Annotated in this window: 14 protein-coding genes, 1 pseudogene and 1 riboswitch; all 15 genes and pseudogenes read right to left on the bottom strand. The window is 54.0% G+C overall.

The annotated features are described in order from the left end of the window. Positions 1 to 26: 26 nt before the first annotated feature. Positions 27 to 734, bottom strand: a complete 708-nt coding sequence (locus I2G61_RS16345; RefSeq protein WP_304441005.1) for a hypothetical protein — start codon at positions 732 to 734, stop codon at positions 27 to 29. A 224-nt stretch (positions 735 to 958) separates the two neighbouring features. Continuing rightward, on the bottom strand, positions 959 to 2302 hold the full coding sequence (locus I2G61_RS03645; RefSeq protein ID WP_369802555.1) for a collagen-like protein: 1344 nt from the start codon (positions 2300 to 2302) through the stop codon (positions 959 to 961). Positions 2303 to 3288: 986 nt separating this feature from the next. Beyond that, a complete protein-coding gene (purB, locus tag I2G61_RS03640; protein WP_072684502.1) occupies positions 3289 to 4584 on the bottom strand; it encodes an adenylosuccinate lyase in 1296 nt (431 codons plus the stop codon). Between the two features lie 13 nt (positions 4585 to 4597). Beyond that, positions 4598 to 6001, bottom strand: coding sequence for an amidophosphoribosyltransferase (gene purF, locus I2G61_RS03635; RefSeq protein ID WP_083538524.1), 1404 nt, complete (start codon positions 5999 to 6001; stop codon positions 4598 to 4600). Further along, positions 5998 to 6720: a phosphoribosylaminoimidazolesuccinocarboxamide synthase gene (gene purC, locus I2G61_RS03630; protein ID WP_072684503.1), complete on the bottom strand. Its 723-nt coding sequence runs from the start codon at positions 6718 to 6720 to the stop codon at positions 5998 to 6000. Before purC ends, purF begins: the two co-directional genes overlap by 4 nt. Positions 6721 to 6896: 176 nt before the next feature. Next, positions 6897 to 6995, bottom strand: a riboswitch (purine riboswitch). 74 nt (positions 6996 to 7069) lie between these two features. After that, the gene (locus I2G61_RS03625; RefSeq protein WP_072684504.1) at positions 7070 to 8809 is read right to left on the bottom strand and encodes an ABC-F family ATP-binding cassette domain-containing protein; all 1740 of its coding nucleotides are present in this window, start codon (positions 8807 to 8809) and stop codon (positions 7070 to 7072) included. 18 nt (positions 8810 to 8827) lie between these two features. After that, on the bottom strand, positions 8828 to 9040 hold the full coding sequence (locus I2G61_RS03620; RefSeq protein ID WP_229100666.1) for a hypothetical protein: 213 nt from the start codon (positions 9038 to 9040) through the stop codon (positions 8828 to 8830). Continuing rightward, positions 9006 to 9881: a GDSL-type esterase/lipase family protein gene (locus I2G61_RS03615; RefSeq protein WP_072684506.1), complete on the bottom strand. Its 876-nt coding sequence runs from the start codon at positions 9879 to 9881 to the stop codon at positions 9006 to 9008. The genes I2G61_RS03620 and I2G61_RS03615 overlap by 35 nt, the downstream gene beginning before the upstream one ends. A 189-nt stretch (positions 9882 to 10070) precedes the next feature. Then, complete coding sequence (scpB, locus tag I2G61_RS03610; protein ID WP_072684507.1) at positions 10071 to 10613, bottom strand: SMC-Scp complex subunit ScpB; 543 nt, start codon at positions 10611 to 10613, stop codon at positions 10071 to 10073. Positions 10614 to 10615: 2 nt separating this feature from the next. After that, positions 10616 to 11341 carry a ScpA family protein gene (locus I2G61_RS03605; RefSeq protein ID WP_072684508.1) on the bottom strand — a complete coding sequence of 242 codons (726 nt, stop codon included), beginning with the start codon at positions 11339 to 11341 and terminating at the stop codon, positions 10616 to 10618. Between the two features lie 55 nt (positions 11342 to 11396). Continuing rightward, complete coding sequence (locus I2G61_RS03600) at positions 11397 to 12761, bottom strand: spore germination protein (protein ID WP_072684509.1); 1365 nt, start codon at positions 12759 to 12761, stop codon at positions 11397 to 11399. After that, positions 12758 to 13108: a stage V sporulation protein AE gene (spoVAE, locus tag I2G61_RS03595; RefSeq protein WP_039865245.1), complete on the bottom strand. Its 351-nt coding sequence runs from the start codon at positions 13106 to 13108 to the stop codon at positions 12758 to 12760. Before spoVAE ends, I2G61_RS03600 begins: the two co-directional genes overlap by 4 nt. Beyond that, positions 13108 to 14106, bottom strand: a complete 999-nt coding sequence (spoVAD, locus tag I2G61_RS03590; protein WP_072684510.1) for a stage V sporulation protein AD — start codon at positions 14104 to 14106, stop codon at positions 13108 to 13110. Before spoVAD ends, spoVAE begins: the two co-directional genes overlap by 1 nt. After that, the gene (locus tag I2G61_RS03585) at positions 14103 to 14543 is read right to left on the bottom strand and encodes a SpoVA/SpoVAEb family sporulation membrane protein (protein ID WP_072684511.1); all 441 of its coding nucleotides are present in this window, start codon (positions 14541 to 14543) and stop codon (positions 14103 to 14105) included. The genes spoVAD and I2G61_RS03585 overlap by 4 nt, the downstream gene beginning before the upstream one ends. 151 nt (positions 14544 to 14694) lie before the next feature. After that, positions 14695 to 15022 (bottom strand): annotated as a pseudogene (locus I2G61_RS03580) (hypothetical protein); the annotation flags it as partial.

Here is a 15022-nt window from a genome sequence, read left to right as displayed (position 1 = left end):
TACTCCGGAGAGACCTTGCGGACCCGTTATTCCAGGATTGCCCATCGGTCCCTGAATACCCTGAGGACCGGCAGGACCCGTTGGGCCGGGTAGACCGACAGGCCCTGGATTGCCTTGAGGACCCGTCGGGCCTGTATTTCCCATTGCACCGGCTGGGCCAGGAATTCCCTGCGGTCCGGGATTCCCTGTTGGTCCTGTTGCCCCGGTAAGTCCTTGTATCCCCTGAGGACCCGTTGGGCTGGGTAGACCGACAGGCCCTGGATTGCCTTGAGGACCCGTCGGGCCTGTATTTCCCATTGCACCGGCTTGGCCAGGAATTCCCTGCGGTCCGGGATTCCCTGTTGGTCCTGTTGCCCCGGTAAGTCCTTGTATCCCTTGAGGGCCTGTCGGGCCAGGAATTCCCTGCGGTCCGGGATTGCCAGTCGGTCCTGTTGCCCCGATAAGCCCTTGTATCCCCTGAGGGCCTGTCGGGCCGGGAATACCCTGTGGGCCAAGAGGGCCTTGAGGACCTGCAGGTCCCGGTCTTCCCGGAATACCTTGTTCTCCCTGCGGACCGGCTGGACCTCTTTCTCCTTCCGGTCCCGGCATTCCCGGATATCCCTGCGGTCCACGTTCACCGCGCGGACCGACGGGACCCGGACATCCCCGCGGCCCCCTAGGTCCTCGAGGCCCCGGGCAGCAGCCGGAACATTCGCAAGAATGATTCTGATTATCCCAATCCAGAGATGAAGCATAATCTCTGTTTTTCATTTGCGTCACCTTCTTTCGATCACCGTCATTCTATGTTTTTAATGCGGAACCGGCTTTGTGTCAGCCTAACACAAATCTGTTTTTTCAAAAAAACAGCCGGCTGTCAGTGAAGGCTGACAGACCGGTTGTTTATAAAGCACCTGAAATCAAATTTATCTTCCCGTTTTATTCTTCAAGCAAAAGCTTAACGATACTCAAAACTTATTATTTATTCTTCTTCTACAAAGTCCAAATCCAGTTTCTTTACGGTTAACGTCGCCGCTACGCCAACGCCCAGCGTCAAATTTAAAGCATAAGGCGCATAAACGATCAGTTCCAGGACATCCCCGGCAAACAGTTGCTCAATGACGCTGCCAGAATAAATGGATTCTACCCCAACAGCCAATAAATGCGTTACCTCCGTACTGTCAATCGGAGCTCCATTTCGTCTTACTTCAAGCGAAACTTCAGTACCTAAAGAAGAAGAGCCATTGAACATATAGTTGATCTCATAAATACCTGAATGTTCGATTGTTAAGCTATCCGCCATTCCGGTTCCCACACCATTGATCGGCATCAGCAGAGGGAGCGGAATTCTTTCAGGCACATTCGGATTTAAGAATAATGTCTGTTCCGTCTTGTTATAGCGTCCGCCATAATAAAGCAGACCGCCGCCCCCGCCTGCACCGGTGGCACCCGTTGGACCGGTTGGACCCATTTCCCCATCGGCCCCAGTTGGACCGGTTGGACCCATCGCCCCATCTGCGCCCGTTGGACCGATTGGACCAGGTTCTCCTGCTAATCCCTGAGCACCATCAGCGCCAGTTGCACCGGTAGCTCCAGTTGCGCCTGTAGCTCCCGTAGCGCCAGTCGGACCCGTTGGACCCGTCGCACCGGTTGGACCTGTAGGGCCGATTGGACCCGTAGCGCCTGTCGCACCGCCGGCTCCGATATTGCCAGTGGCCCCAGTTGGACCGATTGGGCCCGTCGGACCGGTGATGCCTTGAATACCTGAAGGACCCGTAGCACCTGTGGCTCCCGTAGCACCGGTCGGACCCGTTGGGCCGATTGGACCGGTTGGTCCCGTCGGCCCTGTAATACCTTGAATACCAGAAGGACCTGTCACGCCAGTAGCTCCCGTAGCGCCAGTCGGACCCGTTGGGCCGATTGGACCGATCGGACCGGTGACGCCAATAAATCCTTGTGGTCCCTGCGGACCGGTGGCGCCAACAGGACCTGCGACGCCTTGCGGACCCGTGGCACCGGTAACGCCGGCAAACCCTTGCGGACCTTGCGGACCGGTTGCCCCCGTCGGGCCGATTGGGCCGGTTGGACCTGTCGCACCGGTAACGCCTGCGAGACCCTGAGGACCTTGTGGTCCTTGCGGGCCTTGAGCTCCGGTATTTCCCATCGGGCCTTGAATTCCCTGCGGGCCTTGCGGACCCGTGGCTCCGGCGGCTCCGGTTGGACCGGTTGGACCCACAGGCCCCTGAATTCCCGGATTTCCCATTGGACCTTGCGGCCCTGTCGGACCGGTTGCCCCGGTAAATCCTCGCGGACCCTGAGGACCCATGGGGCCAGTTGCCCCCGTATCCCCAGGAATTCCCTGCGGACCTTGGGCGCCGATCGGGCCCTGAGCTCCTGTCGATCCCCGCGATCCTGTCGGGCCTGGAATTCCCTGGAATCCCCGTGGACCCTGAGGACCGGTTGCTCCTGTATTGCCAGGGCGTCCCATCGGTCCCGGCTCTCCCTGCGGACCCTGAGGACCCGGATATCCCCGCGGACCGATCGGACCTCGGGCTCCGGTTACCCCTTGAGGACCGATTGGCCCAGGTTCACCTTGCGGACCTTCTGGTCCCCGGCAGCCACGAGGGCCCTGCGGACCCTGGGGACCCGGACAGCCCCGCGGACCCATCGGGCCCTGTTCGCCACGACAGCCTCGCGGACCTTGCGGACCGGTTGGGCCGGTGCAGCAGCACCCCGGACGCGGCGGACGGCAGGAACGAGCATCTTCTTCCTCCTGCCAGTCGATTGGGCTTGAGGCATAATGTCTTCGATCATCGTTCATCATCTTCACCTGCTTTCAGAATGAGAGTTCTCATTCAACCCATACTATGGCAATTCTTTCCCGTTCCTTTGACGCCGGCCCAGCCGAAGCTGGAAATTCGATATCTTTTTTCTAACAGTGTGCCGATTTAGGCTAAAAACGCAGGTTCATTCCCTATGAAAAATATTCAGTTTATTTCGCAGACATAACCACATGCTTATAAGCTTTCCTGCATCCACCTTCAGTTTGTTGCGGGTAAATCTGCTTGATATTTTAAAACGATAAGGATGGAATTTACTTTTTCCATGTTGTCTACAATAAACGGCTTCCGTCATTGATCTGACAATTTTTTCTCTATATTGCCGCTGGCTGTCGGGCCTCCTTTCTATATTGGAGAGGATTTACCAACACTTTAAACTCTGCAGCTGCGCGCAGGGGACAGAGTATAAAAAAACCTGGATTCTCTGTTTTCAAGATCCAGGTTTCAAATTCAATTCATTTTCACTACAAGCTTAAAGCAGACCGACACGTTTGAAAATATCATCGACATGTTTCAGATGATAGGCCGGATTGAAGCAGTCGTCAATTTCAGCCTTGCTTAACAACGCCGTTACCCGCGGTTCCGCTTCCATTAACGAACGAAAATCAATTTTCTCATTCCAGGATTTATTCGCGTTCGGCTGGACCAGGTCATAAGCCTCCTCCCGCGACATTCCCTTTTCAATCAACGTCAGCATAAACCGCTGTGAGAAGATCACGCCGTAGGTCTTATAAATGTTCTCGCGCATGTTGTCTTCAAACACCGTCAGCGTGTCAATGATCCGCGTAAACCGGTTGAGCATGTAGTCGAGCAGTTCCGTTGCATCCGGCGCGATGATCCGCTCGGCGCTGGAATGCGAGATATCCCGCTCATGCCACAATGCGACATCCTCGTAGCTGCTGATCATGTAACCGCGTAAAATCCGGGCACAGCCGCACATGTTTTCCGAACCGATCGGATTGTGCTTATGCGGCATCGCACTGGAGCCCTTCTGTCCCTTGTTGAAGTATTCCTCCACTTCACGGACTTCCGTGCGCTGCAAATGCCGGATCTCCGTCGCCATTTTCTCGATCGAGGTTGCGATCAGAGCCAGCGTCGCAAAATACTGCGCATGCCGATCGCGCTGCAGCACCTGTGTCGAAATTTTCGCCGAATGAATCCCCAGCTTTTCACAGACATAATCCTGAACAAACGGCGGGGTGTTGGCAAACGTACCGACGGCGCCGGAAATCTTCCCGGTTTCCACCATTGCCGCCGCTTCCTCAAACCGCTGCAGGTTGCGGTTCATTTCTTCAAACCAGAGCGCGAATTTCAAGCCGAAAGTCGTAATTTCCGCATGGACGCCATGGGTTCGGCCCATCATGATCGTATCCTTATATCGCAGCGCTTTTTCCTTCAGAACATCCTGAAACCGATGCAGATCTTTCCGCAGAATTTCATTGGCCTGTTTATACAGATAGCCATAAGCGGTGTCGACGACGTCGGTGGAGGTCAGCCCGTAATGTACCCACTTCCGTTCCTCACCCAGCGATTCGGAAACCGCCCGAGTAAACGCCACGACGTCATGTTTGGTTTCACTTTCAATTTCATAGATCCGGTCGATGTCAAACGAGGCGTTCTGCCACAGCTTCGCCACGTCCTCCGCCGGGATTTCACCCAGCTGACTCCAGGCCTCGCATGCCAGCAGCTCGACTTTCAGCCACGCGCCGAACTTGCTCTCCTCATTCCAGATCGCCCGCATTTCAGGACGGGAATAACGGTCTAACATAACACTCCTCCTTTTATTTCTGCTTAATCACTTTTTGGAAACTGAACAGCGCGGTCGGATACTGGCCGCTGAAGCATGAGACGCACAGATCCCGCGTCGGGATGGCCTCGCGCATCTGTTCAATCGTCATGAATTTCAGCGAATCGGCATTGATGTAAGTACACAGCTCGTCCACATTCATCCGCGCGCTGATCAATTCTTCATACGTCGAAGTGTCGACGCCGTAGAAGCATGGACTGCTGAAAGGCGCGGAGGCGATCCGCACATGCACTTCCGTTGCCCCGGCATCCTTTAACAGCTGGACAATCCGGCGGGATGTCGTACCGCGCACGATCGAATCGTCGACCATGACGACACGCTTGCCGCTGACGATGCTGCTGATCGCACTCAGCTTCATGCGCACGCCGCGTTCACGCTGTTTCTGGGTCGGCTGAATGAAGGTCCGGCCAACATACCGGTTTTTGATCAAACCGATTTCATACGGCAGACCGCTGGCTTCGCTGTAGCCGATCGCGGCCGAGAGGCTGGAATCCGGCACACCGATGACGATATCCGCTTCGACGTCATCGCTCTTGGCCAGAAGCATCCCCGCGTGACGGCGGCTGGTATGGACGTTGATGCCCTCGATGCTGCTGTCCGGACGGGCGAAATAAATGTATTCCATCGCGCACATTTTGTGCTGAACTTGATCTGTATAATGAAAGCTCTTAACGCCGTCGCTGGCGATTCTTACGACTTCGCCCGGTTCGATATCGCGGATGAATTTCGCGCCGACGATATCAAATGCGCAGGTTTCCGAGCTGATGCAGTAGCCATCCTCAAGGAATGCCAGCGACAGCGGCCGCAGACCGTTCTTGTCGCGGACCGCATACATGCAGTCCTTGGTCATGATGATGAACGCGAACGCCCCTTCCATCTTGCGGCAGGCGCCCATGATCTTCTCAACGAACGTTCCCGCTTCCCGCTGGATCAGATGCAGCATGATCTCGCTGTCGCTGCTGCCCTGGAAGATGCTGCCCAGATTTTCCAGTTCTTCTTTCAATTCGCTGGCGTTGACAATCTGCCCGTTATGCACGGCCCCGAAATGCCCGGTATGTGCGCGGACCATGATCGGCTGCACGTTTTCGATCTCATTGCCGCCGTCGGTCGAATACCGGACATGGCCGATCGCATGGATGCCGTCCATCTTGTTGATCGTTTCAGTGTTGAACACTTCCGTGATCAGGCCCTTGCCCTTGATGCACTTGATGTTCTGTCCGTCGCTGGTCGCAATCCCGGCCGCTTCCTGACCGCGATGCTGCAGCGCGTGCAGGCCAAAGTAGGACAGCGAGGCGGCCGAGCTGACATGATATACGCCGAACACGCCGCATTCCTCATGGATCTTACCGTTTAAAAAATATTCGTTTTCCATTTTCATTTTGTCTTCACCCACTGGCTCAAACGGCCGTATATCTCCTCATAAGCGCCGATGACGTCGCCCATATCTCTTCTGAAACGATCCTTATCCAGTTTTCTGTCCGTGCCTTTTTCCCAGAACCGGCAGGTATCCGGCGAAATTTCATCCGCCAGCAATATCCGTCCTTCGCTGTCCTTGCCGAATTCCAGTTTGAAGTCGATCAAGCGGACGTTGATCTGATCGAAAATTTCTTTCAGAACTTCGTTGACCTGCGCGGTGATCGCATAGATCTGGTCCAGCTCCCCGCGCGTCGCAAAACCCAGACCGACGGCATGGGTATCGTTGATCATCGGATCACCCAGCTCGTCGTTTTTATAACAGATTTCATAGACCGGCGTTTTCAGCACAGTCCCCTCTTCAATTCCAAATTTCTTTGCCATACTTCCGGCAACGACGTTGCGGACGATGACTTCCAGCGGAACGATACTGACTTTCTTACACAGCTGATCCCGATCGTTCAGCGTTTCTACCCAATGCGTCGCAATTCCACGGTGATTCAGTTCGCGAAACAAGATCGTCGTGATTTTGTTGTTGAGCACGCCTTTGTTGCTGATGCTGTCCTTCTTCAATCCGTTAAACGCTGTCGCGTCATCCTTGTAATGGATGATCACCCGCTCTGGATCATCGGTAGCATAGACCTGCTTGGCCTTGCCTTCGTACATCATTTCCTGCTTTTCCATGCAATATCCTTCCTTTTCTCTCAATTACCCTCGCCAAAATAAAAAACATATTGTATCCACAATATGCACTGAAAAACTCCTAAAATGAAGTCTGCGCCTGATTCGGTCCTTTCTTCATAAAGAGTTCCTCCTTTAGGGTCAACCTCGGCATTCACCTTGACTGCTCATTTATAAAAATGGGGGAAAAGGTTACTTGTAGTCCACACATAGGCCAGTGGGTAGATACGTGTCAGCCGAAATTTGACACCTATACAAGTAATGCAAACCTGACTGCTATCAGATTTACAGGTATATAATACACTTCTTCCCCTTGCTTGACAATGATTTTTTAAGCTTTTTTTTAAGGATTTCAGGATAGTTTTTCACTCAGCTCCATCCACCGCTCAGTTTTGCTTTCCAGCTCGCTTTCCGCCGCCTCCCGCTGCTCGCCCAACGTCTTGAGCTGAGCATAGTCTGCCGTCTGCCCCAGCTTGACGTCCAGCGCCTGAATTTCCTGTTCCAGCACCGGCAGCCGGGCTTCAATTTCCTCCAGCTCTTTCTTTTCCATATAGGTCAGCCGGTTGACTTTCGGCTTGACGCGGACCGTCGTTTCCCGCGGCTTAGCCTGTTCCGCTTCCGTCTGCTGCTCCAGATAATCGGTATAGCTCAGGTTGCTGAAGCTCAGCCGTCCCTGGCCTTCGTAGATCAACAACCGGTCGCAGGTGCGGTCGAGGAAATAGCGATCATGACTGACGGAAAGCACCGCCCCGCCGAAATCGTCGAGATATTCTTCCAGAAGCATCAGTGTCGGAATATCCAGATCGTTAGTCGGTTCGTCCAAAAGCAGAACGTTCGGCGCTTTCATCAGAATCCCCAATAAGCCCAGCCGGCGTTTCTGACCGCCGGAGCATTTGCCGATCGGCTGCCATTGCTGCTTCGGATCAAATAAGAATCGCTGCAGCATCTGCGAAGCGCTCACCTGCCCGTCCGGCGTGTCGATCACCTCGCCGATCGAACGGACATAATCAATGATCCGCTGATCGGGATCCATTTCCTCCAGCTCCTGGGAAAAATAGCCGATCCGCACTGTTTCGCCGACGATGATTTTCCCGGCGTCGGGCTGCAGCTGACCTGCAAGCAGCTTCATCAGCGTGCTTTTTCCGCAGCCGTTAGGGCCGATAATGCCTAAGCGCTCATGCCGGCGGACAATGTAGCTGAAATCCGTGATCAGCGGCTGACCATTGATCGCCTTGGACAGATTGCAGATCTCGATCGTCGTATTGCCCAATCGGGAACTCAGCGAGCCGAGCTTGAGCTGATCAGGATCCTGAATCCGTTCAATCGCGCTAAGCTTTTCAAAACGTTCGATACGCTCCCGGCTTTTGGTTGAACGGGCCATCGCCCCGCGCTGAATCCACTGGGCTTCTTTGCGCAGATACGCCAGCCGCTTGCGCTCGCTGGCCCGGGCCATTTCCTCACGCTGCGCTTTCAGCTGCAGAAAGCCGGAATAATTTGTCTGATAGGCATAAACATGTCCAGCCTCCACCTCCAAGATCGCATTGGTGACACGGTCGAGGAAATAACGGTCATGCGTGACCATCAGCATCGCTTTATTCGACTTGATCAGCCGCTTTTCCAGCCACAGAATCATCTGTTGATCAAGATGGTTGGTCGGCTCGTCCAGGATCAACAGGTCGCACGGCCGGATCAAGGCGCAGGCCAGCGCCACACGGCGGCGCTGACCGCCGGAACACGTGCCCACCTTCTGACTCATGTCGTTCATTTTTAACTGGGTCAGGATCGACTTGGCTTCATATTCCTGAACCTCATCTTTTTTCTCCGCGCTCTCCAGCACGGTTTCCAAGACGGTTTTCTCCGGATCCAGCTGCGGCTGCTGTACCAGACAGGAAATCCTTTTGCCCGGCACCAGCGTGACCGTTCCGTCATCCGGCGCTTCCAGCCCGGCGATCAAACGCAGCAGCGTTGATTTCCCAGCCCCGTTAACACCAACGATGCCCCATTTTTCTTTTTCATTGATAACCAGGCTGACATGATCCAGAACCGGATCCGCGCCGTAATTTTTAACCAGATTGTCTGCCGAACAAATCAATCGCTCCGCCTCCCTTCTTTATTCCAGACCTGCGCTGCACACCGCATCAGCCTGTTCGCCGACGACGACCGCAAACACCGCGATCTGATCAGCGCGGGTATCCGCCGCCATTTTCATCTTTTGATCGAGCACTTCGTCCGGAGCGAAGAAATAAAACGCGTCGATCTGATCGGCGTCGACGTCGACCAGCGTTTGTTCAGGATCCGCTTTCCGGCTCAGCTGTTCCATCACTTCCGCCACGCTCTTCGCGTTCGGCTTGGCCGGGCTTTGACAGCCTGTGATCATCAGCGCCGTCAAGATCAATACACTCCATTTTTTCATTGTTCTTTCCTTCCTCCACATGCGTTTTCATATAGTCCTTATAGATGGCGAACCCTTCGGTGTTCAAATGCACGCCGTCGGCCGTCAGTTCTTCCCGCAGCTCGCCGTTTTCATCCATCAGCAGCGGGGCCGGATCAAGCAGATAGATCTGCTTTTCCTGTGCCAGCTCAGTGAAGATCGCGTTATATTCGGCGATTCTTTCGGGCGCGACGTCTTTTTCCCGGGCATAGCCCTTGGCGCTGCAGGGATAAATTTTCTGAAGCAGCAGCGTAGCGTCCGGCTGGACTTCGCGCAATCCGTCGATCAAACTGCCCAGTTTCTGTTTAAAAACCGAGCTGTATTCCCACCCCAGTTCATTGTAGCCGACGATCAGAACCAACCGCCGGTAAGTTTTATTCTCCAGAGCCTCCCATACGGTCTGTTTCTCTTTTCCTTCCCCGATCACCTTTTTGATCTGCCACTGATTGATCGACAAGCCGATCGACGCCAGCACGTCCGACTGCGGAAAAACCTCGTAGTCAAAAACGCCGACAGCCCGCGAATCGCCTAAAAACGCAGTGTCGGAAAAGAAGTCGTCCGAGACCGGCGCGGTTTCAGCCAGTGGCTGGCTGTAATCAAAATCCGTGATGGTTCTATAACAAAGACACCCTTTCGGCGTCGTGTTTTCCTTCATAAGGGCGGAAGAATCCACCGGCTGCCCAGCGCAGCCGGCCAAACACAACGACAGGAGCAAACCTAAGCTTTTTTTCATCGCATTCACCTGCCTTCTTTATTTTACAACCTTTTGACCGAAGTGCAATTCCTCTTTCATGAAAGAATGTTGAATTCGCCTGATTTTCCCAAAAGGAAAGATTTTCCGAGGTGATTTTCCGGCAGTTTAATTTCAAGCTGCGAAAACGGCACGGTTTAAACTAAAAAGGTTTAAAGATGAAAAAAGGATCTATTCAAACAGATCCTCGCTTTCGCTTTCCGTATAATCCGGCAGTTCCGGCAGCTCGTTCAGACTGACCAGCTTGAAGCTGTCCATAAATTCCTCCGTTACCTCAAACAAAATCGGCCGTCCCGGAGCTTCCGAACGTCCCGCTTCCCGAATCAGCCCCCGCGCCTGCAGCTTGCGCAGCATCATATCGCAGCCCACGCCGCGGATTTCTTCAATTTCCACGCGGGTGATCGGCTGCTTGTAGGCAACGATTGCCAGGGTTTCCAGCGCTGATTGAGAAAGGGCCGTACTCTTGGCATTCGCAAACAGCTTCTGCGCATAGGGATGAATCGAAGCTTTGGAGACAAATTTGAACACTCCGCCATAATCGACAACCTCAATCCCCCGCTGATCATCCGCATACATCCGCTGCAAATCCTCCAGCACCAGCCGCGCCTCGCTTTCGCTGACATCCAGCACCGCCGCGCACTGCGGCAGCGTCAGCCCTTCGTCGCCAACGATAAACAACAAGCCCTCGACGATTGTCATCGCCTGATTTTCCATGATTAAGCCCCCCTCCTAAACCAGATCGTATCCGCATCATCCACTGTAAAATACAACTGATGCGAATGCGCCATATCCAGAATCGCCAGAAATGTGACGATCGTTTCATGAATTTCATGACAGTCTTCCAGCAAGCGTTCAAAGCTGAACGTTTCCGGCAAATCCGCCAGCCGCGCCGTGATCTGCAGGATCCGGTCCTCAACGGAAATTTCCTTCGCCGTATATTTCGTTTCAATCGGCCTTAACAGCTGCATCCGCCGTAGACATCGCGTCATCGCTTTTGCCAGCTCATACGGACTGCCTTGAACCGGTTGATTGTCGTTGGCTTTGATCCATTCCTCCGATTCGATCGAGACCGGCTTGCTTAGCTGACACTGACGGTCCAGATACAGCTGCTTCAGCTGCTCGCTGATTTCCTTAAACTGTTGATATTCCAATAACCGGCGGACCAGACGGTCCTTCGGATCTTCCTCATAGGCGTCGTTAAGTTCCGCTTCCTGCTTCGGCAAAAGCTTCTTGCTTTTGTATTCGATCAGCGTCGCCAGTTCGACAAGATATTCGCTGCACACTTCCAAATGCATTTCTTCCATCTTATTCAGATACAAAAGATACTGTTCCGTCAGGACATGGATATCCAGATCAAACAGATCCAGCTCCTTCTCCTTGATCAGATGCAGCATCAGATCGAGCGGTCCCTCAAACTGATTCACAGCGACTGTAAACGACACAAAAAACCACCTCTTGTTTCTCATTATAACAAAAAGTGGCTTTCAGCACTAGATTTTATTTCTTATCCATCGTGAAGTTGCCGAAGAACAGCCGTTTGAATTCCCTGGCGTTAAACGGAATGAGCGGATAGAGATAAGGAAACGGGCCGACCTGGGTTTGTAAAAGCAGAATCAGATGAATCAGGATCCCGATTAGAAAACCCGGATAACCGCCGATCACAACCAGCACGATCAGCGCCAGGCGCACGATCTTATTCGCCATCGACAGCTCATAGCCGGCGGTCACAAAATTACCGATGTTGACGATTGCCGTCATAATCAGGATCTCCTGCGTATAGGCGCCATACGCAATCGGCGCGTCGCCCAGCACAAACACCGCGACGATGCCCAGAAGACTGGAAAGCATCAACGGCGAATGAATCAGGGAGAGCCGGATCCACTCGATCAAAAGATCCGCGATCAAGACCTGCACGCCAAACGTAATCGGTCCGGGGATTTCCGGCAGCGGCAGGTTCAGGCGCGTCGGATTGTGCTGCATGACCAGCACCATCCACAACGGCAGCAGATAGATCGAACAGAACACCCCGGCCAGCCGGATCGCCCGCATGACCAGCGAGATCACAGGTGTCTGGGTGTATTCCTCGATCTGCTTGGTCTGTTCAAAAAAGGTCGTCGGCATGATAACCGCCGAAGGACAGTTATCGACCAGCACGATCAACGAACCCTGAAGCAGATGGATCGCCGCGATATCCGGACGCTCGGTATAGCGCACGTGCGGATAAGGATTCCACGTCTGGCCATACATCAGCTCACACAGCTGGCGTTCGCTGGTCACCTCCGCGTTGGTCGGCAGATGGTCGATCCGATTCTGGAAATCGTGCAGGATCGAGGGATGAATCAGATCGCTGATGTATAAGACAAAGATATCGGTCTTCGTCCGGCTGCCCTTCTGATAAGCCTTTGTCACCAGCTTGGGATCGCGGATCCGCCGGCGCACCATGCCCAAATCCAGCATGATATGTTCAATGAAGCCATCGCGCGCGCCGCGGATACTTTTCTCGACCGTCGGCTCGCTCGGCCCGCGGGTTGGGTAGGAGCGGGTATCGACGATAAACGCATAGGCACTGCCTTCCAGAATGACCAAAGTCTGGCCTTGCAGGATCTTGTCGAGCGCATCCTCCAGACTGCCCGCCTGCGTCACCGTGGCTGGAAAGAATGCCAGATTGCCTTTGTCGAAGACCAGACTTTCAACGATCGGTTCGATTGAAGTCGTACCGGTAACCCCGCCGACAAACACCAGCAGGCATTGCCGGTCGTTGACGTTGACTGAACGGATCGTCAGGTCGAAGCAGTCGGTCGCCTGCCGCAGCCAGTCAACGTTCTTCCAGGCTTCCGCTGAAAACGGGGTCTTCTCGGTCATAGCTTCGGCTTAAAGATCAGCGCCGCTAAAAACGCAAAGTAGATCGCGCTGGTAATCCCGGCTGCCGTCAGATCCAGCATCCCCAGCGGAATCCCTAATAAGCCTTGCTGCGCCACTCCGTCCATAACGGAATGCATCAGCGAATGGCCAAAGCTGGTGATCGGCAGCAGCGCGCCGGCATGGCCGAATTCGACCAGCTTGTCATAGAGATTGAAAAAGTCAAGGAACGCACCGAGCACAACGAACAAGCTTGTAATGTGCCCGGGCGTCAGATTGGTATTATCATAAATCAGCTGTCCGGCCAGACAAATTAAGCCGCACACAACAAACGCGCCAAAATATTCCATCATTCACCGACCGTCCCTTCATATACAACCGCATGCGCAATGCACGGGATCGATTCCTTCTGCTGCACGATCACCGTCGAAAGCAGCGCGCCGGTCGCGACGACCATGATCTTATGCAGCGCTTTGGTTCTTAACAGATCGAACAAATACGCGATCGTCACCACCGCGCTGCAGGCGCAGCCGCTGCCGCCGGCGAACACTTCCTGATGTTCGCGGTCATAGATCAGAAGTCCGCAGTCGATCAGCTTGTCGTGCGGATCCATGCCCTTTTGCTTGAACAGATCGATCAGCATGCTTCGGCCGATTTTGGATAAATCCCCGGTGACGATCAGATCGTAGTCGTCAAAACTCGTCCCGGTGTTCTCAAAATGCCGGCAAATCGTATCGAAAGCCGCCGGAGCCATCGCGCTGCCCATGTCATTGGGATTGGTGAACTGCCAGTCGAGAATCCGGCCCAGCGTGGCCTGTGTCAAACGGATCGGCGTCTTTTCATGTTGGAAGATCATCGCGCCCGCCCCCGTAACCGTGTAGGTCGTTGTTTCCGGCTTCTGTACGCCATATTCATTCGGATAGCGGAACTGCCGTTCCGCCGTCGCGTTGTGCGAGCTGGTTAGACCCAGCACCCGTTCGGCGTGACCGCTGTCGATCCACATCGCAGCATTGGCGGCGATCAGCGTGGAATTGGAACAGGCGCCATACAAACCGATAAACGGAATATCAAGATCGCGCGCGAAATAGTGGCTGGTCCCCAGCTGGTTGAGCAGATCACCGCCCAGGATCAGATCGAGATCGCTGGTTTTGCATCCCTGCGCGCGCAGCGCATGATCGCAGGCTTCGGACATCAGCCGCCGCTCTGCCTGTTCATAGGTTTTCTCTTCGCAATAAATGTCGTCGAACAGCTTGTCAATTTTATCCTTTAACGGACCCTGAGCTTCCATCGGACCCGCCGCCGTCCCGCAGCCGCCGACAAAGACGGATTGAAAATGCAGCGTCTTCATAGCAGCGACACCACCCATCGCAGCAGGCCCAGCGTATACGCCGCGGCGATGCCATAGGTTAAAACAGATCCCGCCAGCTTGAACATTGTGCTGCCGATTCCGTAAATTGGTCCTTCGCTGCGGCCTTCCATTGCGCAGGCTGTCAGCGAGTTGGCGAAGCCGGAAATTGGAATGAACAGCCCGGCTCCGCATTTCTGCGCAAGCTTATCATAAATGCCCAGTCCTGTCAGCAGCGCCGTGACAAACACGACGGTGATGACCATCGGACCCGCTGCGGCCTTAGCGTCTAAGCCCAGCAGCTGTTGATACATCGTCAAAAGACCCTGACCGATGATTCCCATCACCCCGCCGCTGACAAACGCCCACAACGCCTTGCCTAACGTTCCCTTTTTGGGCGCGGTCCGCTTGGACGCTTCTTTATAGCCTTGTGTACTCATCACGATTCCTCCTGTCTATCCGCTAGTATGGACAGGATTTTCCCGAACAAACATCAAGACCGCAAAAACCCGACAGACTTCTTTATTCAGCTAAAAACGAGGAAAAGATAGAAAAGGCGGCAAACGCCGCCATATTTTCTTTTCGATGATATCAGTCGCTTGCAAGGTGCGATTGCTCTGAGTAGTCCTCAGTCTGGCTGAAACCGGAAACGATTTCCTTTTTTAACTGTTCCAGTTGTTGAAGACTGATCTTGGTGCAGAGCTGGATGAGCTGATCATTACAATGATTTCTTAGCATTTCCTTTGCGGTTTCTAATCGTTGCTTTTCGATGCCTTGCTCAACACCTTGTTTGATGCCTTTCTCAATGCCTTCTGCCAAGCCTTCCCGTTTACCCTCATAGCGCAGCTGCGCCATGTCCATCATCCGCCGGTTATGCTCAAACGCCGCATCCCGCATTGCCGGATCACTGCTCATTCTC

The organism is Holdemania sp. 1001095H_141210_F2, from assembly GCF_015558105.1.
GTDB lineage: Bacteria > Bacillota_I > Bacilli_A > Erysipelotrichales > Erysipelotrichaceae > Holdemania.
Note: the sequence above shows the minus strand (reverse complement) of the source record. Positions and strands in the feature narration are given on the sequence as shown.